17 protein-coding genes, 1 tRNA gene and 1 other RNA gene are annotated in these 19,199 nt (G+C 68.6%); 8 read left to right on the forward strand and 11 right to left on the reverse strand.

All coding sequences use genetic code 11. From position 1 onward, the window contains the following. Positions 1-178: 178 nt before the first annotated feature. A complete protein-coding gene (locus TY25_RS07450; RefSeq protein ID WP_042255078.1) occupies positions 179-1,468 on the forward strand; it encodes an ROK family transcriptional regulator in 1,290 nt (429 codons plus the stop codon). A gap of 58 nt (positions 1,469-1,526) precedes the next feature. Here TY25_RS07450 and TY25_RS07455 read toward each other — a convergent pair whose 3' ends face one another. Continuing rightward, positions 1,527-3,146: a DUF2207 family protein gene (locus tag TY25_RS07455; protein ID WP_042255079.1), complete on the reverse strand. Its 1,620-nt coding sequence runs from the start codon at positions 3,144-3,146 to the stop codon at positions 1,527-1,529. A 76-nt stretch (positions 3,147-3,222) separates the two neighbouring features. Between TY25_RS07455 and TY25_RS07460 the strand changes: the two genes are divergently transcribed. Next, positions 3,223-4,395: a neutral zinc metallopeptidase gene (locus tag TY25_RS07460; protein ID WP_226887092.1), complete on the forward strand. Its 1,173-nt coding sequence runs from the start codon at positions 3,223-3,225 to the stop codon at positions 4,393-4,395. A 7-nt stretch (positions 4,396-4,402) separates the two neighbouring features. Here the strand turns inward: TY25_RS07460 and TY25_RS07465 are convergent, their stop codons facing one another. Both TY25_RS07465 and TY25_RS07470 read right to left on the reverse strand, forming a co-directional pair. Next, a complete protein-coding gene (locus TY25_RS07465; RefSeq protein WP_014981093.1) occupies positions 4,403-4,735 on the reverse strand; it encodes a hypothetical protein in 333 nt (110 codons plus the stop codon). A 101-nt stretch (positions 4,736-4,836) separates the two neighbouring features. Further along, entirely contained in the window at positions 4,837-5,409 is a 573-nt protein-coding gene (locus TY25_RS07470; protein ID WP_014981092.1) for an HhH-GPD-type base excision DNA repair protein, read from the reverse strand. 237 nt (positions 5,410-5,646) lie between these two features. On the opposite strand from TY25_RS07470, the gene TY25_RS07475 reads away from it, so the two are divergent. Beyond that, positions 5,647-6,453, forward strand: coding sequence for a methyltransferase domain-containing protein (locus TY25_RS07475; protein ID WP_042255080.1), 807 nt, complete (start codon positions 5,647-5,649; stop codon positions 6,451-6,453). Positions 6,454-6,498: 45 nt separating this feature from the next. Here the strand turns inward: TY25_RS07475 and TY25_RS07480 are convergent, their stop codons facing one another. Both TY25_RS07480 and ffs read right to left on the reverse strand, forming a co-directional pair. After that, positions 6,499-7,788: an aspartate aminotransferase type Ic gene (locus TY25_RS07480; protein WP_042255081.1), complete on the reverse strand. Its 1,290-nt coding sequence runs from the start codon at positions 7,786-7,788 to the stop codon at positions 6,499-6,501. A gap of 180 nt (positions 7,789-7,968) precedes the next feature. Then, positions 7,969-8,063, reverse strand: an RNA gene (ffs, locus tag TY25_RS41175) — signal recognition particle sRNA small type. A gap of 139 nt (positions 8,064-8,202) precedes the next feature. Between ffs and TY25_RS07485 the strand changes: the two genes are divergently transcribed. Further along, positions 8,203-8,290: transfer RNA gene (locus tag TY25_RS07485), tRNA-Ser, on the forward strand. 64 nt (positions 8,291-8,354) lie between these two features. On the opposite strand, the gene TY25_RS07490 is transcribed toward TY25_RS07485, so the two are convergent. Beyond that, positions 8,355-9,920 carry an outer membrane protein assembly factor BamB family protein gene (locus TY25_RS07490; protein ID WP_052382856.1) on the reverse strand — a complete coding sequence of 522 codons (1,566 nt, stop codon included), beginning with the start codon at positions 9,918-9,920 and terminating at the stop codon, positions 8,355-8,357. A 509-nt stretch (positions 9,921-10,429) separates the two neighbouring features. Between TY25_RS07490 and TY25_RS07495 the strand changes: the two genes are divergently transcribed. Further along, positions 10,430-11,824 (forward strand): lipase family protein, encoded by a 1,395-nt coding sequence (locus tag TY25_RS07495; protein ID WP_370466195.1) that lies wholly within the window; start codon positions 10,430-10,432, stop codon positions 11,822-11,824. Between the two features lie 112 nt (positions 11,825-11,936). Continuing rightward, positions 11,937-12,110: a hypothetical protein gene (locus TY25_RS42475; protein ID WP_156055054.1), complete on the forward strand. Its 174-nt coding sequence runs from the start codon at positions 11,937-11,939 to the stop codon at positions 12,108-12,110. Positions 12,111-12,180: 70 nt separating this feature from the next. On the opposite strand, the gene TY25_RS07500 is transcribed toward TY25_RS42475, so the two are convergent. The 4 genes from TY25_RS07500 to TY25_RS07515 form a co-directional block, all read right to left on the reverse strand. Next, positions 12,181-13,404: a cytochrome P450 gene (locus tag TY25_RS07500; protein WP_052382857.1), complete on the reverse strand. Its 1,224-nt coding sequence runs from the start codon at positions 13,402-13,404 to the stop codon at positions 12,181-12,183. 107 nt (positions 13,405-13,511) lie between these two features. Then, complete coding sequence (locus TY25_RS07505) at positions 13,512-14,522, reverse strand: helix-turn-helix transcriptional regulator (protein WP_146154104.1); 1,011 nt, start codon at positions 14,520-14,522, stop codon at positions 13,512-13,514. 47 nt (positions 14,523-14,569) lie between these two features. After that, positions 14,570-15,310, reverse strand: coding sequence for a class I SAM-dependent methyltransferase (locus TY25_RS07510; protein WP_042255084.1), 741 nt, complete (start codon positions 15,308-15,310; stop codon positions 14,570-14,572). A 221-nt stretch (positions 15,311-15,531) separates the two neighbouring features. Next, positions 15,532-15,981: a nitroreductase/quinone reductase family protein gene (locus TY25_RS07515; RefSeq protein ID WP_042255085.1), complete on the reverse strand. Its 450-nt coding sequence runs from the start codon at positions 15,979-15,981 to the stop codon at positions 15,532-15,534. A gap of 89 nt (positions 15,982-16,070) precedes the next feature. On the opposite strand from TY25_RS07515, the gene TY25_RS07520 reads away from it, so the two are divergent. Beyond that, positions 16,071-17,288: a saccharopine dehydrogenase family protein gene (locus tag TY25_RS07520; RefSeq protein WP_042255086.1), complete on the forward strand. Its 1,218-nt coding sequence runs from the start codon at positions 16,071-16,073 to the stop codon at positions 17,286-17,288. Between the two features lie 125 nt (positions 17,289-17,413). Further along, entirely contained in the window at positions 17,414-17,923 is a 510-nt protein-coding gene (locus TY25_RS40380) for an MmpS family transport accessory protein (RefSeq protein ID WP_052382859.1), read from the forward strand. 48 nt (positions 17,924-17,971) lie between these two features. Here the strand turns inward: TY25_RS40380 and TY25_RS07530 are convergent, their stop codons facing one another. Further along, positions 17,972-19,189 (reverse strand): cytochrome P450 family protein, encoded by a 1,218-nt coding sequence (locus TY25_RS07530; protein WP_042255087.1) that lies wholly within the window; start codon positions 19,187-19,189, stop codon positions 17,972-17,974. Positions 19,190-19,199: the final 10 nt, after the last annotated feature.

The following is a 19,199-nucleotide window of genomic DNA, read 5'->3' on the forward strand; positions in this document are numbered from 1 at the left end:
CCGACCGCCCTGCGGGTCACCTATGTGACCGCCGCGCTCGGGCTCCGGCTGCCTTTGACGCGCGAACTGTGTTGTCGCCCTTGCTGCAGCTGAGCAGCCTTTTCGGCTCGTTCACTGCCCAGTCGCCCACGTAGGCACGTCCCGCCCCGGTGCGGGACCTCGGCAAGGAATCTGCACTATGTCCCTCCCTACCCTTGAACGCTCCACCGCTAGGGTCACCAACGGTCGAGTCCGGGTCCAGCGCCCCGTCGTCGCACCCGAACTGCGCATCGGCGACAACCCGGCGGCCGCGGTATTGCGCGCCGCGACCGGCGGCCCCGTCTCGCGCGACAATGCCGCGCGCACAACGGGTTTGAGCATCGCGACGGTCAACCGCCAGGTATCCGCACTGCTCGCGGCCGGCCTGCTGCGCGAACGGCCCGACCTGACGGCCTCGGGTGCGGTCGGACGACCCCGGGTGCCCTTCGAGATCGATCACGAGGCGTACCTCACCCTCGGCATCCACGTCGGCGCCGCGGTGACCAAGATCGTGGCCGCCGACCTGCGCGGCCGTATCCTCGGCGGCCTGGCCATCGCCACCCCGCAGACCGGTCAGGAATTCGCCACCACCACCGTCGCCCGCAGTGCCAAGGCGTTCCTGCAGCGCTGGCATCGCCGCAAGCCGCTCTGGGCCGGCGTCGCCATCGGCGGCCGGGTCGACCCGGTCACCGGCGTGGTCGATCATCCCAAGCTGGAGTGGCAGGGCGCGCAGATCGGCGCCGTGCTCGGCGAGGTGCTGGAGCTGCCGGTCTCGGTGGCGCCGCACGTCGAGGCGATGGCGGCCTCGGAGTTGTTGCTGCCCACCATCGAATCGCGCGACGCCGCGGCCGGCCGCACCGCGGGCCCGGAGCGCGGCAGCAGCCTCTACTTCTATGTCCGGGAAACCGCCGGTGTGGCAGTGACATTGGACGGTCGCGTGCACACCCCGAGCAACGGACCCGGCTCCATCGCACACTTGCCGACCGGCTCCGACGTGGAATGCACCTGCGGCAGGCGTGGCTGCCTCGAGGTCACCGTCGGCGACCGCTCGCTGCACTCGCGCGCCGTCGGCCGCGGAATCATCCCGGCGCACAACGGAACCGCGGGCTCCACCATCGCCGACCTGTACCGGGCCGCCGAGTCCGGGTCCGAGCCCGCGCGCGAACTGCTCGCCGAGCGCGCCACCATCCTCGGCAACACCGTGGCGATGGTCCGGGACATGCTCAACCCCGATCGAGTGATCCTGGGCGGCCAGGCCTTCACCGGCTACCGTCCCGCGGTCGCGCACGTGGCCCGCGCCTTCAACCAGGGTTCCAGCCTGCCCCCCACCGATATCCGGATCAGCGGATTCGGCGGCAAGGTCCAGGAATTCGCCGCCGTGGTCACCTCGCTGAGCGTGCTCTACGCGGACCCGCTGGCGGCCATCCGCCGAACCACGTTGGCCGACTGAGGATTCCGGCCGCTCGTTTCCCGCACACGATCTCTTGTGTGCGGGAAACGGTGTGTGCTCAGCGCTCCGGCGCGAACAAGCCTTCCAGCGCGGTGATGAAGAACGGGAAGTGGCCGGCGAAGCGCTGCAGGTTGCGGTCGCGTTCGAAACCGCCGAACCAGTACAGCCCGGGCTGTGCGTCGGCGGACGGGTTGAGATCACGGAAGGCCCGGATCCAGTTGTCGGCACGACTGCCGATCACCATGAACGGCAACGCACGGGAGAACACCGTCTCCTGATCGATCGGCGGAACCTGTTCGCGCCGAGTCGCTTCCAGCCCGCGCTGCAGCGCGCGGATCTGCCCGGACAGCGCCAGACCGTGCGCGGTCCGCACCGGCAGATACTTCGGCAGCAGCACCGTGGCGATACCCGCGAGCGCGATCGCCACGCCGACCAGCGCATGTCCGGCCGTGAGCGCGAGCCCGATCGTGGCGGCGATACCCGCGACGATCAACGCGCCGCCGAGCCAGCCGGCCAGCCCGGGCCGCCGCCGGTCGGCGAAGGTGCCGCGGGCGACCGCGTCGTCGAGCAGTGCGGTGCGCACCGGACCGGACTGCACCCGTCCGGGCGCGCGCAACTCGGTCATCGTGACCGCGTCCGTGCCGTCGGGCAGCAGGGCCAGATAGACCGCCTTCTCGTAGTCGCGCAGCTGATCGTCGGGCGTGTTCACCCGGGTGATCCGCCAGTCGGTTTCGCTGAGCGGCAGCACCCGGATATAGCGGCGCACCGCGAGATCGACCACCGTCGCGGCGATGTCGACCGGATCGACGTGCTCGTCCAGCAGCAGCCCGGCCTCGCCGGGCAGCACCCCGTCGGGCGAGACGAACTGGACCCGCTCACCCTCGCGCAGCAGCGGATCGAGGGCCTGCGAGCCCGTGCCCGCCGCGGCGTTCTGCCGCCGCGCACGCAACGCGAAGGCGGCCAGGCCGATCAACGCGAGCACCAGCACGCCGAATGCGACCAGCACCGGCGTGGTGAACGCGAACGGGCCCGCGGCGCTGTCGTCGCGCACGTCGGCATTGCTCGGCACCGTGTTCGGCGGCAACTGCAGGGTGAGGTCGATCGCGTCGCCCTTGTGCAGATCCGTCTGCTCCAGGTAGAGCACGCCGTCGACCTCGGTCTTCACGTCGGCGCAGGCCCTGGCGTTGCCGGGCGGGCCGAGTTTGCAGTCCACGATGCCCATTTCGAAGCTGGGACTGATCAACGTGGCGCTGATCGCGGCGATATCGCTGCGCACCACCCCGATCCAGTTGAACACCTGGCTGCCCGGGGCATCGCTGACCAGGTTGTGCACCGAGTAGGTGAAGGTCGACGTGCCGGGCTTGGCCTCGATGGTGAACTGGTCGTTGGCGACCGTCGCGGTGCCCGCGCCCTTGGTGTCGACGTCGGTGACCTTGAAGCGGCGCTCGACATCGTCGCGCACCTGCAGCCGCAGCGGCAGCGACATCTGGAACGTGCCGTCCGGCGGCACCTCGACCTGCTCGACCACCTCGAGCACGCCGTCGCGGTTCAGCTTCAGATCGGCGGTGATGGTCACACCGCTCGGGGCGGGCTCCGGATGCGCCGCCGGGGCCGTCGCGAACAATCCCGCGGACGCGAGTAGCAGCGCGCCTACGGCGGCCCCCCGAAAAGTCAGCATGGCAGCCTACTTTAGACAGCTTGCTATTCTGCGTCATCGGCTGTCGGCGATCACTGAGACGAGGGGGTACGGGGGCGTGACACAACCACCGTACGGATACGGGCCGGTTCCGCCTGGTGGGCGACCGGTTCCGCCCCCGCCCGGCTACGGCCCGCCCCCGGGGCAGGGTCAGCCGCCGCCCGGCTACGGCCCGCCCCCGGGCTATGGTCCGCCACCCGGATACGGTCCGCCACCGGGGTACGTCCAGCCGGGATACGGTCCGCCACCGGGTTATTCGGCACCGCCCGGCTACGGTCCGCCACCCGGCTACCGCGCACCGGCGCCGCCGCCGATGCCGTACGGCCCGCCCGGCCGTCCCCCGTACCCGCCGCGCCGGCGTTCCGGTGGCGGCGGCGCGTGGATCGCGCTGCTGGTCGTCGTGGTGTTCCTGGTGGTGGGCGGCTTGGTCCGCAACGCGATCTCGGTCGGCCGCAACGACAGCAGTCCGTCGACGGTCACGCCGAGCCTCACCTTCTCCCCCGACGGTTCGACCGGCCCCGCCGAGACCGGCGCGAACCCGCTGCTCGCCGACCCGAGCGCGACGCTGATCCCGGCCCGCTGCCCGTACTCGCCGTGGGGTACGCAGGTGGATGCCGCGCGCAAGTTCTTCGAGAGTGCCGCGTCGTGCCTGGAGGCGGCCTGGAAACCGGTGTTGCAGAAGGCGAATCTGCCGTTCCAGCCGCCGACGCTGAACGTGAGTGCCACCACCACCGGCATCACCACCCCGTGCACCGGCACCACCAGTAATTTCGCTGCCTTCTACTGCCCGGCCAACAAGACCATCTACATGCCGGTCAGTCAGTTGCAGACCGATTTCTTCAAGGACAACTGGGTGGTCTACCTGTCGGTCTTCGCGCACGAGTACGGCCACCACATCCAGGCCATGTCCGGGATTCTGCGCAAGGCCAACAGCGAGCGCGCCGACGCGGGCCCGCGCAGCACCCGCGGCCTCGAGCTGTCGCGCCGAGTCGAGTTGCAGGCCAACTGCTTCGACGGCATGTACATCGCGTCCTCGTCCGGCGGTGGTTCGCTGACCAACTCGCAACTGAATGTCGCCCGCAAGGACGCCTACGGACGCGGCGACCAGGCGGGCGACATGCGTGACCACGGCACCGCCGAGAACGGTGGCCAGTGGTTCGAGACCGGACTGGACAAGAACCGTGCCGCGCAATGCAATACGTTCACGGCGCCGGCGAGTTCGGTCAACTAGCGCAGGCTCACGCGCCGTCGGCTAGCGGCGGCTGGAGGGGCCGGGCGTAGGTGTATTCGGGCGCGACGGTGATCACGTCGCAGAGCTGGACTAGCTGTTCGGGAATGCCGCCCTCGAAATGCGCTGCGGCGGGGACGATTACCGCGTCCACCCCCAGTCGCTGCGCCACCGTGGTCAATCTGTGCAGCACGTCGTCGGTTTCCGCACCGAACACCACGGTCTTCGCCAGGTCGTACCCGAATCGCTGGGCCAGGCTCCGGATCAGAACCTCGTCCCACTGTTGCCGGGCACCGGATACATCGCGGCGCAGATATCCGATCGCCGCCGGTCGTCGCCTCATCGAAACCACTCCTTTCCGCCCAGAACAATCCCGGTAGACCACGGTCCCCGGCAATGCCCGTTCGCTGCCAGTTCCCCGCCACTGGCTCGGAGCGGCCCGCGCTACTTCTTGGCGGCTGCCTTCGCCTGCTTCTTGAATTCCCTTACCTGAGCCAGGGTTTCGGCGTCGGTGACGTCGGCGACCGAACGGCGCGATCCTTCGTCACCGTAGGCGCCCGCGGCTTCGCGCCAGCCCGCCGGCTGCACGCCGCGCTGCTTGCCGAGCAGGGAAAGGAAGATCTTCGCCTTCTGCTCCCCGAAACCGGGCAGGTCCTTCAATCGGCGCAGGACCTCCTTCCCGTCCGGCTTGTCCTTCTTCCACAGGTTCTCGGTCCTGCCGTCGTAGTTCTCGATGATGTAGCGGGCGAGGTCCTGGGCGCGGCGCGCCATCGAGCGGCCGTACCGGTGGATGGCGGGCGGGGTAGCGCAGAGGTCTTCGAACTCCTGCTGGTCGGCCTCGGCGATACGGTGGATGTCGAAGCCGCCCATCCGGTCGGCGATCTTCTTCGGGCCGCGGAACGCGTGTTCCATCGGGTATTGCTGATCGAGCAGCATGCCGAGCAGGGTGGCGAAGTGGTCCTCGGTCAATAGCTCGTCGGCCTCGACATCCTGTGCCAGGCAAAGCTTGCGACTCATCGCCGTTCCTTCCCACCGTTACCGAAACTGCTCGGACGGCTCGATCATCTCATTAGTGCCGACGCCCCGGGCGCACACTATTCATCGCACGCGCACCCGCCCGGCAGTGAGTCAGGTCACAGGGGTGGAGTGCGGGGCAATACGGCCGCGCGTAGGCTCCAGCGCATGCCTCAGACGACGGCAGTACCTACATCGGCGCCCCACACGACGGGGTCCGCCAGAGATGGAAACGGGAGCATGGACACCTACACGTTGCGCCCGGATCGGTTCGACCGAGCAGGCCAGGACCAGCTCGTAGACGTACGCGATCTGCAAGCCGCACTGCCCGGAATCCGCAGGTTGCGGACCTGGGCCCAGGACGCGCTCGCGCTGCGTCCCGGCGAACGCGCGGTCGACATCGGCTCCGGCACCGGGTCGGAGGTGCTGGCCTTCGCGGACGCGGTCGGTGCGGACGGCGTCGCGGTCGGCGTCGAGCCCGACCCGAACCTGCTCGCCTCCGCCGAACGCCGGGCGGCCCAGGCCGGCTCGATCGCCAAGTTCCATTCCGGCGATGCCTACGGCCTGCCGTTCGGCGCGGACAGCTTCGACGCCGCGCTGTGCGAGCGGGTGTTCCAGCATCTGACCGCGCCCGCCCGCGCCGCCAACGAGATCGCGCGCGTGCTGCGGCCCGGCGGCCGGGTCGTGGTGGTGGACAGCGACTGGGGCACGGCGATCGTGCATCCGGGCGAACGGTCGGTGGTGCGCGAGGTGATCGACACGCTGGTCTCCGCGACCACGAACCCGTTCTCCGGCCGCAGGCTGCCCGGTCAGCTGACCAAGGCGGGGCTGGTGATCGACGAGATCGGCTCGCACGCGCTGGTGCAGGATCGCACCGTGGGCGCGGGTTCGCTGGTCAACCGCATCTCGGCGATGGCGGTGGCCCGCGGCGTGATCACCGAGGAACAGCGCGACCGGCTGCTCGAGGATCTCGAGGCGGGCGCGGCCAGCGGCGACATCCACCTCTCGGTGACCATGTTCGCGGTGCTCGCGCACAAGCCCGAATAAGCGCGCAGCGGGGCGCGTACCGAAGTACTCGCCCCGCTGTTCCCGCTACTTGCCGAGCAGCTTCTCGGTGGCCGCGAGCAGCACGCAGGTGGCCAGGCCGTCCATCGCCTTTTCCAGCTCCGGCAGCTTCGGGAAGCTCGGCGCGATCCGAATGTTCTTGTCCTCCGGGTCATTCCGCAGCGGGAAAGCCGAACCCGCGGCGGTGAGCGCGATACCCGCGTCCTTCGCCAGCGCGATCACCCGGCTCGCGGTGCCCTCCAGCACGTCGAGGCTGACGAAGTAGCCGCCCTTCGGCTCGGTCCAGGACGCCACCTTCGACGCGCCCAGCCGGTCCTCCAGAATCCGCAGCACCGCCGCGAATTTCGGCTCCAGGATCGCGCGATGCTTCTGCATGTGCGCGCGCACGCCCTCGGCGTTGCCGAAGAACCGCACGTGCCGCAGCTGGTTGATCTTGTCCGGGCCGATCGATTTCTTCGACAGGTGCTGCAGATACCAGTCCAGGTTCGCCGTCGAAGCGCCCAGGAAACTCACCCCGCCGCCGGCGAAGGTGATCTTCGAGGTCGACGCGAACACCAAGGGCCGGTTGGGGTTTCCGGCCGCGGCGGCCAGACCGAGCACATCGAGCACCGGGGCCGCGGTATCGGTCAGCGGGTGCACGGCGTAGGCGTTGTCCCAGATCAACCGGAAGTCCGGTGCCGCGGTCGGCATCGAAACCAGTTCCCGGACAACCTCTTCGGAGTAGTTGACGCCGCTCGGGTTGGCGTAGTTCGGCACCACCCACATGCCCTTGATCTGCGGGTCGTGCGCCACCAGTTCGGCGACGGCGTGCGCGTCCGGGCCGTCGGGCCCGAGGGGCAGCGGGATCATCTCGAAGCCGAGCGTCTCGGTGATCGAGAAATGCCGGTCGTAGCCGGGGCTCGGGCACAGGAACTTCAGCTTCTCCTCCGCGGCCCACCGGCGCTCGGAGTCGTTGGTGCCGTGCAGCATCGCGAACGCCAGCACGTCGTGCATCAGCTCGAGGCTGGCGTTGTTGCCGGCGATCAGGTTGTCCACCGGGATGCCGAGCAGCTCGCCGAAGATCGCGCGCAGTTCCGGAAGACCCTGCAGGCCGCCGTAATTGCGGCAGTCGGTGCCCGCGGCGTCGCGGTAGTCACCCTCGCCGGGCAGCGAGAGCAGGGCCGCGGACAGGTCGAGTTGTTCCGGAGAGGGTTTTCCGCGCGTCAGGTCCAGCGTGAGCTTCTCGGTCTTGAGCGTCGCGTAGTTCGCGTTCTGAGTCTCGTGCTCGGACACGAGTTCCTCGTGGCTCATCAAACCGATCTGCGTTTGCCGGGGCATCCTGGGCAGCCTTTCGAAGCTTGCGGGGACGTGGGGTGTCGGCCGGACGATGTGCGGCGGCCGGGCATTCGATCCGTCTGGCGCATGCGCAGACGAACCGTGTTCACGTTACCCGTGTGTTGCTCGGAATTGGAGGCGTTATCCGTCAGCCGGACGAGGTCCGTGCGCAGCCCCCGAAATATAAGGGGACCCCGCGCACCCGGCAGAGCCCATTGACCCTTGCTGCCTTCCGGCCCTGGGGGAGTTCACAGGATGCGCGCCGCGCGGGATCCGTCGGCCAGTGTAGCCGCTCCCGCGCCCACCGTGCTTCCCCGGGGGTCCCCGAACCCGCCGAAAACACCCCGAACAGGTACTTCCCTCCTCCCCCCGCCCCCATTTGGTGTCCGCCCTCCCCCTACCGGTATGCTGCTCCACGGAGGATTCGCCTAGTGGCCTATGGCGCTCGCCTGGAACGCGGGTTGGGTTAACGCCCTCAGGGGTTCAAATCCCCTATCCTCCGCCACGAAAGACCCCGCCGGTTCAGCCGTGCGGGGTCTTTCGCATTCTCCGTGCACTGCGGCGGTGGTTCACAGGGCGAAGGCGAGCAGGACGTTGCCGGGCATGCCGGTGGTGATCTGGCGGCCGTAGCCGGAGTTGGTGAACAGCATGCCGTTGGCGATCACGGCGCCGTGGCCGTTGATGCCGCCGCCGACGCCGGGGACGCCGTTCACGGTGTGGAAGAAGCGGGCGGTGTTGTATTCCCAGAGGATGGCGCCGGTGTCGGCGGCGAAGGCGCGCATCTTGCCGTCCATGCTGCCCTCGAAGACCAGGCCGGGGGTGGTGGAGACGGCGTTCGGCATGGCGAGCTGGCACAACGGCAGCATCGGCAGCGGTGGTGGGTCGAACAGGCAGCCGTGCGCGGGATTCGGCGTGCTCCAGAGGACGTCGCCGGTCGCCGGGTGTAATGCGAAAAGCGTGCCCGGAGTGCCCTGATACGTGGCGACGTACAGGCGTTGGCCGTCATAGCTGGCGCCCCACTGGATTCCTTGCAGCGACTCCGAACCCGGGATGGGCAGCACCGGGACCGGCGTATTCAACCTGGTCTGCCAGATGATCTCGCCGGTGACGGCGTCGAGCAGGTGGAACACCCCGCTCTTCTGCCCGGCGCCGACGACCAGCCGGTCACCGACCTCGAAAATATTGGGCTGCGAACCGAAGTCGAAATCGTGGCCGGGATCCGGGCAGTTGCCGCCCGGCGGCGGATAGGTGCAGCGGCCGTTCCACGGCGCGTCCCCGGGCGTCATCCGGCGCACCCACCGAGTGGTTCCGGTATCGATATCGAGCGCGCCGATCGCTTCCGCCCCTTCGGGGTAGCCGGTGTAGGGGTTGCCCGCGGTGTAGTACAGCGTGCGTGACTCCGGGTGGATCGTGGGCGACGACCACACCGGCGCACCGCTGGGCGCGAACGGCGGCGACCCGCTCGGCGTCGGCTCCGCCGGCGGAATCGTGTAGTGCTGCCACCGGACGTCACCGGTCGCGGCGTCGAGCGCCGCCACACTGCCACGGAAGGTGCAGCACGGGTAGTGGTCGAGGGTGGCACTGCCGAGTTCCTGGCTGGAGACACCGACGTAGATGTGACCGTCGAAGGCCAGCGGCGAGCCCGTGATGATCGCCAACCGGTGCGCGTCCAGCTGGCGAACCCAGCGCAGGGCGCCGGTCTGCGCGTCGAGCGCCCACATCCTGGCCGAATTGTCGCCGAAGAACACCATCCCGTCCATGACCGCAGGGCCGTTGCGCAGTCCGTAGGTCGGCAGGTTTCCGCCGAGCGGCGTCTCGGCTTGGAACGACCACCGCGTCGCGCCGGTGTTCGCGTCCAGCGCATAGAAAGTCCCGTTGCGGCCGCCGACATAGACGGTGCCGTCCACCACGGCCGGTTGACTGGACGCGGCGATCGTGTCGGGAAATGCGAAGGCCCACTTCAGTTTCAGCGATCCCACCGTGGCCGGGGTCAGCGCGGTCTCGTGCGGGTTGTAGCGCGAACCCGCGAGATCGAACTGCCACATCGGCCAGTCACCGTCGCCACTGTCGGCACCGGCAGGCGGCACCCCGATCAACAACAGCACAGCCGCGCTGATCAAGACCGTCAGGCGCACCCGCGCACCCCTGCGAACCCTGAACCCGCCGGCAACGATCTTCCAGTTCATAACCGAGCCCCCGTCCCTTGACGACCATCAAGCGCCGCCGAAGTGTGACCCGAGTTACATTACGCGCCACCCACCATCGCTGTCGCCACTCGATTCCACCAACCGAACCGCCCTCGCGTTGCGAAGTCGCCAGTTGCCCAGAACTGTCCCATCCCACCGCGCGGTGTACAGCAATCGCGATCTTGCGGCTGCAACTGTCGGGGACACAGGGGTTTGGATGACGGCGTGGGCGCGCCTTGCGGCGGCGGTTCATGAGGCATGCAGTCTCAGTTAATACCAGGTCAGTTCATGTATTGCCTGGTAGGGGCAAGATCCGCACGGCTGGACTGGCGGGGCCTTGGGCACGGATCGGCACTGATCCGTCCGAGACGGACTATTGCTCGTCGGCAAATGCCGGGGTAGGTTCGGCTCAGATGTGAGTCGATGTGGTCTCACAATGGGTTAGGGAGATGGCCGTGTTGACGAAGTGGTCTCGGCGGTTGGTTGTGCTGGCGGTGGCGATCACGGCGTCGGCGGCGACGTTGAATGCCGGTATCGCGGCGGGTGCGCCGGAGGGGGCGGTGCCGGTTCCGGTGCAGCCGGCCGCGCCGGTACCGCTGCCGCCGGAACTCGATCCCGGGTTCTACCGCCCGCCCGCCGAGGTGGTCGCGGCCAAAGCGCCGGGTGAGATCATCGCGGCGCGGCAGGTCAACGTCGCGAACGCGGGACTGATCCCGGTCAATGTCGACGCCTGGCAGGTGTCGTACCGGTCGAACAACAGCCGCGACGAGCCCATCCCCGCCGTCGCGACGGTGCTGAAGCCGCGCGGAACGGCGCCGGACAAGCTGGTCTCGATGCAGATCGCCGAGGACTCGCTGGCCGCGTATTGCTCGCCGTCGTACGCGGTGCAGCAGTGGTCGCTGGCCACCTTCGTCGGGCAGATCGTCGCACCGCTCGAATTCGTCATCGCGCAGGGCGCGCTGCAACAGGGTTGGGGCGTGGTCATTCCCGATCACCAGGGACCGAACAGCGCGTTCGCGGCCGGACCGCTGGCGGGCCGGATCACCCTCGACGGAATAAGGGCCGCAAGGGATTTCGGGCCCATGCGTCTGACCCCGGACGCCCGCATCGGCATGTACGGCTACTCCGGCGGCGCGATCGCGACCGGGCACGCCGCCGAGCTGAAGCAGACCTACGCACCCGAACTCAACATCGTCGCGGCCGCGGAGGGTGGCGTACCCGCCGATTTCGGCGCAGCGCTGGAGAACGGCAACGGCCAACTGTGGGCGGGCATGATCATGGGCGCCGTGCTCGGCATCGGACGCGAGTATCCGGAGTTCGGCGCGCTGCTCAACCGCGACCTGGATCCGCTCGGTCAGGTGCTGTCCGTGGTCAAAGGCGGCCTGTGCGTGCAGTACAACACCGGCCTGTTCCCCTTCGCGAATCTCAAAGGGATGCTGCGGGTTCCGGAAGGCGACCCGATGCGCAACCCGGTGGTGCGTGCCACCCTGGACAAGACCCGGATGGGTAAGGCAGTGCCCGACATGCCCATGTTCATCTACCAGGCCAATCCGGACGAGCTGATTCCGGTCGGCCCGGTCAACACCCTGATGGACACGTACTGCAAGAGCCCGGACGCGCAAGTCGAGTACGTCCGCGAACACCTCGGCGAGCATGTGACAACGGAGGTGTCGGGCGTCGCGACCGCGCTGCTCTGGCTGCGCGACCGGCTCGACGGCAAACCGGCAGCCCCCGGTTGCAGCACCTCCGATGCGGGCTTCATGGCCTTGAATCCCGAAGGCTTGGGCCTGCTCGCCCAGACCTTCGGCGAGACCGTGGCCTCGTTCTTCGGCAAGCCCATCGGCGTCAAATAGGCACACAGCACGCTGCGCGTGCAAACCGTGACCGGCCGTTGCTTCGAACGACCGGTCTCGGCAACGCTCGGGTCCAGTACGCACTACGCGTCCCGACATCGAGGAGGCGGCCATGCCCGACCACGAACACTGGTACCTCGTCTACGAGCGCGACGTGCTCGGCGAACCCGGCAGACCCTGGCCGACCCGCCCGCGATCCAGACCGCAGGTCGAGGAAACAACCCGCTCCGCCTCCCGGCTCCGCATCTTCCGCACCCTCCTGTCCCGCCACCGCACCGAAGAGTAAAGCGCCCCCGAACCTTTCGCGATCCCGCTGTGGTCGTCGCTGACCAGGCCTTTGAAGGCGCTGCCCGCGATCATGGGGTCGGGGGTTCGAAGCGCAGGGGCAGGGTGAGTGGGCCGGTGGGGCCGAGGGTGGGGCCGGGTCGGCTGGGGGCGGCGAGGACGGGGTGCGGCAGCCGGCGAGCCAGAATCGGGAGGGCTTCGGCGATCTCGGCGCGGGCCAGTGGTGCGCCGAGGCAATAGTGGATACCGCCGCCGAACATGAGGTGTGGTGCGGGTCTGGTTGCGGTGATATCGAATTCGGTGGCGCCGAATACGGCGGGATCGGTGTTCGCGGCATTGGTCAGCATGTTGATGAAGCTGCCCGCCGGAATGGTGAGATCCTCGAATTCGATGGTCTCGTCGGTCATCCGCCAGATCGTGTTGACCGCGGGCGCGACCCGCATGATCTCCTCGACCGCCCGGGGTGCGATCGAGGGATCCTCGGCCAGCATCCGCCACTGCTCCGGATAGTCGAGGAAGATCTGCATCGCCAGACCGATCTGCTGACGGGTGGTGTCCTGTCCCGCGAAGAGCAGCGCACTCGTCATGGCGCGCAATTCGAGCGGTGAAAGACGTTCGCCCGCTTGCTCGGCCGCGATGAGATCGGTCAGCAGATCGTCGGACGGGGTGGTGCGGCGCTGCTCGATCAGTTCATCGATCGCTTCGTGCAATGTCGCCAGGGCGGTCTCGATCCGGTCGAGCTGTGCGGCCGCGGAAACACTGAACAGCAAACCGATTTCGCTCGGCAGTCGGCGGAAGTCCTCCCACCGTTCGCGCGGCACACCCAGCAGCTCACACAGAATCCGGGCCGGATAGCGGTCCGCGAAGTCCGCCATGAACTCGCACTCACCCGCCACGACGATCGGCGCGATGAGTTCCTCGGTGACCGCCCGCATTACCGGTCGCAACCGGTCCACCGCCGTTCGGTTGAATGCCTTGCTCACCAATTGCCGCAACCGGGTGTGATCGGCGCCTTCGACGCTCGGCAGCACCGAGCCGATCCATTCCACCGCGGGCCCGGCGGTAATTCCCTGCGCGGCCAGGGATTCCACGCCACCCCAGCGCACGCGGCGGTCCGCGAGCAAGGCCGCGGCCTCGCGATGCCGCAACACCGCGAACCCGATCGGCGTGCGGGCGTACCAGTTCGCGGCGCGAGCGGCGGCGACCTCCGCCGAATCCGGCCGGAACGCCGGGTCGAGCACATTCAATTCGACGACTCCGCCCGCGGAGCCCACCTCGTGTCCGGCCATCGACATCCAAAATCACCCTTCCCACCGGAACGGTCCACCTCCCGGGACCTGGTGCAAAGGACGCTACGGACGGCCGAGTGCCCGGACTATCGCAGATTTCTCGTATTTCCGACCTAGTCGCGCCCGTACAGCAGGCCGGTGAGCTGGCGTCTGCTGCGGATGCCGGTTTTGGCGAAGATCGCGGTGAGATGGGCCTGGACGGTCAGCGGCGAAATGAACAGCCGTTCGGCGATCTCGCCCGTACTGCAGCCCTGGACGACCAGCTCGAGGACTTCCCGTTCCCGTGCGGTGAGCCCGAAGGCGGCGTAGAGCAGCGGCGCGACGACGCCGGGATGCGCGGCCTGCAAGACCAGCGCGACCTGGGTATCGGTGGCCGAGGCATGCAACGACACCCACCGCCCGGTGCCCCCGCGCACCCGGGCCGACGCCTCTTGTTCGGTGCGCGCCCGCTCGGCCAGGGCGAGCACCGCGAACGGCAGTGCGTCGTCGGCCGAACCCAGTTCGGCCAGCCAGGACCGCGCGGGTTGTGAAATCGAAAGGATCTGTCCCGCCGCATCGAGCACCAGCACGCCGGGCCACCGCAGCTCGTTGTCGGGCGCCGAGCGAGCGAGCACGCCCGCGGTGCGCAAACCGCGGCCGAGCACGGCGGCGAGATCGTGCGCGAAATCGCGTTCGTCGGTGGTGAAATCGTGCGGCCGCTCCCGGAACAGCGAGATATTGCCCCAGCAGGCACCATCGATCACCAGCGCGGTGCGCAGCTCGCCGGTCATGTTGTTGGGGCGCAACAGTTCTCGATAGCGAATGCTGCGGTCCAGCTGTCCGCCGGTCTCTTCGCTCAGCACTCCGCTGTGCCGTTCGCCGAGCGCGAGGGCGACGAAGGAGTTGTAGTCGTCGGGCAGGTACGCGAACCGAGCCACCTCGGCATCAGGCGGCGGCATATCGAACGATCGATAGCCCGTCTCGACCATGCTGTCCGGGTCGGTGGTGTGCCAGCAACCGGAGTCGTGCGGCACCGCCGCGGCCAGCAGCACCGCCGCCTCATCGATCAGATCGGTCGTGCTCAGGCCCGCCGCGGCCAGCCCGAGCATCCGCTCATACGTTCGCTCCCGGAGGCGACTGCTCACTTCCCCAGTGTCGCGCGCAACCCACGCGCAGCCAACCCCTTTCTGGGTCAGCGGATGGCGGCCACCAAGGCGTCGGTGACCGAGCGCCAGATCACGCCCGCTTCGAGGAAGCCCGCTTCGCGCAGTTCGGTGAGATGCCATTCGGCAGGATGCGTCTCGCCGGTGACGTGGATGCTCAGGATTTCCCGGCTGGCGGCGACGTCGGCGGCGAGCTGCGGGTCGGCGGCCGCGGCCACCCACCAATCCGCCCAATTCAGCGTGCCGGCCTCGGTGACGCGCTGCTGATGCGCCTGCTGCACCGCCTCATCCAGGGCGTTCAACAGCGGTGTACTCGGGTCGGGCATGTGGTCGGCGTTGAGGAAGATGCCACCCGGACGGAGCAGTTTGCCGAGGTCACCGTAGAGGCGGACCAGCGGTTCGGCCTTCAGCCAGTGCAGCGCGGTCGCGGTGACGATCGCGTCGAACGGTTCGTCGGGCAGCTGCGACATCCAGTCCGGCGACTTGATGTCGGCGGTCACGAAGGTCATCCGGGGGTCGTCAGCGAAGGTGCCGCGGGCGATCGCGAGCAGGGCCGGATCCCGATCGATGCCGACCGAGGTCGCCTCGGGTAGCCGCGCGAACAGCCGCCTGCTGATCGTCGCGGTGCCGCAGGCCAGGTCGAGCACCCGCGGCGCCGGTCCGGCCACGGCCTCGACCATGTCGAGCATCACCCGGAACCGCTCCTCGCGGTCGGGCATATAGAACTCCTGCTGCCGGTCCCAGCTTTCCTGCCACTGATCCCAATCCATGACGCCTCCGAATGAGTAGGGACTGTCAACGCGTATGCGTTCGGCAATTTCACTGCGCCGGAATATGCGGAGAATCGCGTCAGGCGATAGGGGCACTGTTTCCGGGAGACGAGCAGCCGAGGGAACGATACCCGCTGGACACCGGGATTTTGATCAGCGACAGCAGCCGCCGGTTCCGGAAAACAATTGCCGGAATCAGCGCTCGGTCACCTGGGAAACGGTCAGGCGGACTCGATGCGGAACACCGCGATCCGCTCGGCCGCTTCGGCCAGCGCCGCCGGGGTCGCTTCCGCGACCAGCCCGGTCTTCACGAACCATTCGTCCAACCGGGCCGGGCCGTGCGCGACATGGTCATGCAGCAGCGTACGACGTTCTGCCACAGGCAATTCCACCATCCGCACCACCGACGAGCGTCGGCCACGGGACAACGTGACGGTCGACGCCGCGCGCACATTGGCCACCCAGGCGGATTTCCCGTAAGCCTGGAACACGTAGCGCTCGCCGGCGATCGGAAGCACCGACAGCGGGACGGTCCGCAGTTCACCGGTGCGACGGCCGGGGACCGTCAGGATGTGCATCTCGCTGAACGAGATTCCCAGTTTCTGCAACAGCTTTACCAGCCCGTTGAGTTTGTTGATCCGACGGCGCAACCGCACCGGGTCCTGAGCCATGCCGTCCACAGTACTGCCGATGTGCTGCCTTAGGTGGCCAGGACCGGGCGCTGCTGTCACGATGGTGGGCAGTCCGGGGAAGGGGAGCAATGCGAATTCTGGTGCTCGGCGGCGCGGGGCAGATGGGACGGGTCACCGCCGCGGTCCTCGCCGGTGACGGCGCGGTCGAGCGTGTGGTGGTGACCGACCTCGACGAACGCAATGCACACGCCGTCGCGGATCGCTTGGGGCCCAAGGTATCCGGCATCGGCCTCGACGTGCTGGACGAAACCGCCCTGGCCGCGGCACTGCGGGACTGCGATCTGGTGGCCAACTCGGTCGGGCCGTTCTTCCGGTTCGGCGTGCCGATTCTGACCGCGGCGATCGCCGCGGGCCGCGACTACGTCGACATCTGTGACGACTGGGAACCGACCCTGCAGATGCTCGATCTGGACGAGACGGCACGGCAGGCGGGGGTCACCGCGCTGGTGGGCATGGGTGCGAGTCCGGGCATCGCAAACTTGTTGGCGTGCACCGCCGCCCGCGAACTCGACACCGTGGACGACATCATCACCGGGTGGAACATCGCCGGATCCGCGCCGCCGGCGGCCACAGCCGGGACTCCGAACGCGGCTGTCGCACACGGGATCCACCAGATCACCGGCACGATCCGGGTACTGCGCAACGGCAGGATGGTCGATCGGCCCGCGTTGGAGCAACGCAGGTTCCACTACCCGGGCATCGGTCCCGCGCGCGGCTGGACCTTCGGTCATCCGGAGGCGGTCACATTGCACCGCGGCCATCCGCACGCGCGGGAGAACGTCAACCTCGTGATCGGTCAGCGCTGGACCATCGCGTTGCTCTCGGCCCTGCGCTACAGCGTGGATCACCGGCTCCTCTCGGCGAACAGCGCCGCCCGCATCGTCGAAGCGGTGGAACGCCGCGCCCCCGCGCGCCCGGCGAGTGTGCTGCGCCCGGGTGCGCCGCCGCCGATGTTCGCGGTGCTCAGCGGCACCCGCGCCGGTGTCCCCGCGACCGCTGCGACCGCGTTGGGGCAGGTCCCCGGCCTGTCGATGGCCGAGATCACGGGCGTCCCGCTGGCCGTCGCCGCGCGTATGCTGCCCACTTCGCCCGGGGTGCACACCCCGGAATCCCTGCTCGACCCCGACGCCTTCTTCACCGCACTCGCCCCGCACTGCCTCGGCGCGCCCGCACCGCACACCATGACGATCACCACGCGCTCCTGGGTCGACGATCACGCCAATGCCGAAAGTCTTTCCGCGGCTTTGCTCACCGCACTCGTGGTGCCGCCGAGGCCGTCGGCATAGCGGTTCCTGCGGATGCGTGGTGGCGCGTCGCGCAGTACTGTCCAGCGCGGCAGACCCCCGCCGACCGACTCGGAACCCGGTTCTCCTGGCCTCGGCGCGGCCGCAGTCCAAACGATTGGCGCACCATGACCACCCCACCGCATGTCCCGCAGCACCCACCGGCGGACCGGCCGCCGCGACTACCGACCTGGCTGTGGGTGCTGCTCATCGTGGTGACGCTCGTGGTCGGCGGCGGCGTGGCCACGGCCGCCGTGGTGGCCACCAAGGACGCGAGCGGCTCCGCCACCGCCGTGCAGGCGACGTCGCAACCCGCCCGGCCGACGACGGTGCCACCCACCGGAACCCGCACGGGACTGCCCACCGACCCGAAAAGGGTGCGCTACGAGGTCATCTCGTCGACCGGAACGGTGCCGCGGCTGCACTACATCGACGACGCGGGTCCGCATTCCGAGACCAAGGTCGCCTCGCCGTGGTCCAAGGAGGTCCTGACCTTGCAGAAGGACGTGCTGCTGACGCTCACCGCGCAAGGCGGCAAGGACGCCGACCTGATCTGCCGTATCACCGTCGACGGCACGGTGCGCACCGAGCGGGCGGCGCAGGCGCCACAGGCCAACGCCATCTGCACGCTCGATTGACCTGCCACCGGATCGCGCACGCCGGTGCGTGCGCGATTCGATCCGCGGCTACGTCAGGTACACCGGCAAGGTGCGGTGGCCGTTGGAGATGAAACTGCCGACCGGTTCCAGTTCGGCCGGGTCCACGGCGAACCTGAGCTTCGGGAACCGCTCGAACAACGCGGGCAAGGCGACCGTGGCCTCGAGCCGAGCCAGCGGCGCGCCGATGCAGTGATGCGCGCCGTGCCCGAAGGACAGGTGCTCCTTGTTCACCCGGTGCACGTCGAAGGTGTCGGCCGTCGCGCCGTGTACCTGCGGGTCGCGGCCCGCGCCCGCGTAGGACGCGAGAATGGCCTCCCCCTTGGGGATTCGGATCTCGCCGAGCTCGATGTCCTCGACCGCGTAGCGCAGCGGCAGGTGCGCGACGGGTGCCTCGTACCGCAGCGTCTCCTCCACCAGCTCCGGCCAGGGCACCCGGCCGGCCAGCACGTCGGCGCGCTGGTCGTCGTGCGTCAGCAGCGCGAAGATCGCCTGATCGAGCAGGTTCACGGTGGTCTCGTGCCCGGCGTTGATCACCAGCATCAGGGTGTCCACGAGTTCCTTCTCGACGAGTTGCGAACCGTCCTCGTCGCGGGTGGCGATCAGCACGCTGGTCACGTCGTCGCCGGGCGTGGTGCGGCGGAACGCGACCAATTCGCTGATCAGACCGTACATTTCGAGGTAGTTGGCCTGGGCCTGCGCGGCGGTGAACGAGGAGTCGAAGAAGCCGTCGACGCACTTGTGCAGGCCGGGGCCGAGATGTTCGGGCACGCAGATCATCTCGGTGATCACCTGGATCGGTACCGGATACGCGAAACGCGCACGCAGGTCGACCGATTCGCCCGGCGGTGTCGCCGCGAGCGCGTCGAGCAGCGTGCTGGTGATCTCCTCGATGCGCGGGCGCAGGGCGGTGCTGCGCCGGTGCGTGAACGCAGGCGAGACCAGCCGGCGCAGCCGGCGGTGATCGGTGCCGTAGGCGGTGAACATGTTGTCCACCGCCACCCACGGCAACAACGGCCAAGCCTCGGTGATCTCCCCGTTGATGAACGAAGACCAGTGCCTGCGCGGGTCTTTGGAGACGCGCGGGTCGGCCAGCAGGGTCTTGAGCAGGACGGCATCGGTCACCGACCACGCGGGCACGCCGCCGGGTAACGCCACCAGGGCTACAGGTCCGCGCGCGCGAATCCTGGCGGATTCGCCCTGGATATCGACACCCGTCGTGTCCAGGACCAGTGGTTCATGCTCCATCGGACGCTCC

Origin of the sequence: Nocardia brasiliensis NBRC 14402, assembly GCF_000308475.2 — a bacterium.
In the GTDB taxonomy this organism is placed as follows: Bacteria; Actinomycetota; Actinomycetes; order Mycobacteriales; family Mycobacteriaceae; genus Nocardia; species Nocardia brasiliensis.

Coding starts and splice junctions, on each gene's coding strand:
- TY25_RS07450 (WP_042255078.1), top strand. CDS start 179: ATGTCCCTCCCTACCCTTGAACGCTCCACCGCTAGGGTCACCAACGGT.
- TY25_RS07455 (WP_042255079.1), bottom strand. CDS start 3,146: ATGCTGACTTTTCGGGGGGCCGCCGTAGGCGCGCTGCTACTCGCGTCC.
- TY25_RS07465 (WP_014981093.1), bottom strand. CDS start 4,735: ATGAGGCGACGACCGGCGGCGATCGGATATCTGCGCCGCGATGTATCC.
- TY25_RS07470 (WP_014981092.1), bottom strand. CDS start 5,409: ATGAGTCGCAAGCTTTGCCTGGCACAGGATGTCGAGGCCGACGAGCTA.
- TY25_RS07475 (WP_042255080.1), top strand. CDS start 5,647: ATGGACACCTACACGTTGCGCCCGGATCGGTTCGACCGAGCAGGCCAG.
- TY25_RS07480 (WP_042255081.1), bottom strand. CDS start 7,788: ATGCCCCGGCAAACGCAGATCGGTTTGATGAGCCACGAGGAACTCGTG.
- TY25_RS42475 (WP_156055054.1), top strand. CDS start 11,937: ATGCCCGACCACGAACACTGGTACCTCGTCTACGAGCGCGACGTGCTC.
- TY25_RS07500 (WP_052382857.1), bottom strand. CDS start 13,404: ATGTCGATGGCCGGACACGAGGTGGGCTCCGCGGGCGGAGTCGTCGAA.
- TY25_RS07510 (WP_042255084.1), bottom strand. CDS start 15,310: ATGGATTGGGATCAGTGGCAGGAAAGCTGGGACCGGCAGCAGGAGTTC.
- TY25_RS07515 (WP_042255085.1), bottom strand. CDS start 15,981: ATGGCTCAGGACCCGGTGCGGTTGCGCCGTCGGATCAACAAACTCAAC.
- TY25_RS07520 (WP_042255086.1), top strand. CDS start 16,071: ATGCGAATTCTGGTGCTCGGCGGCGCGGGGCAGATGGGACGGGTCACC.
- TY25_RS40380 (WP_052382859.1), top strand. CDS start 17,414: ATGACCACCCCACCGCATGTCCCGCAGCACCCACCGGCGGACCGGCCG.
- TY25_RS07530 (WP_042255087.1), bottom strand. CDS start 19,189: ATGGAGCATGAACCACTGGTCCTGGACACGACGGGTGTCGATATCCAG.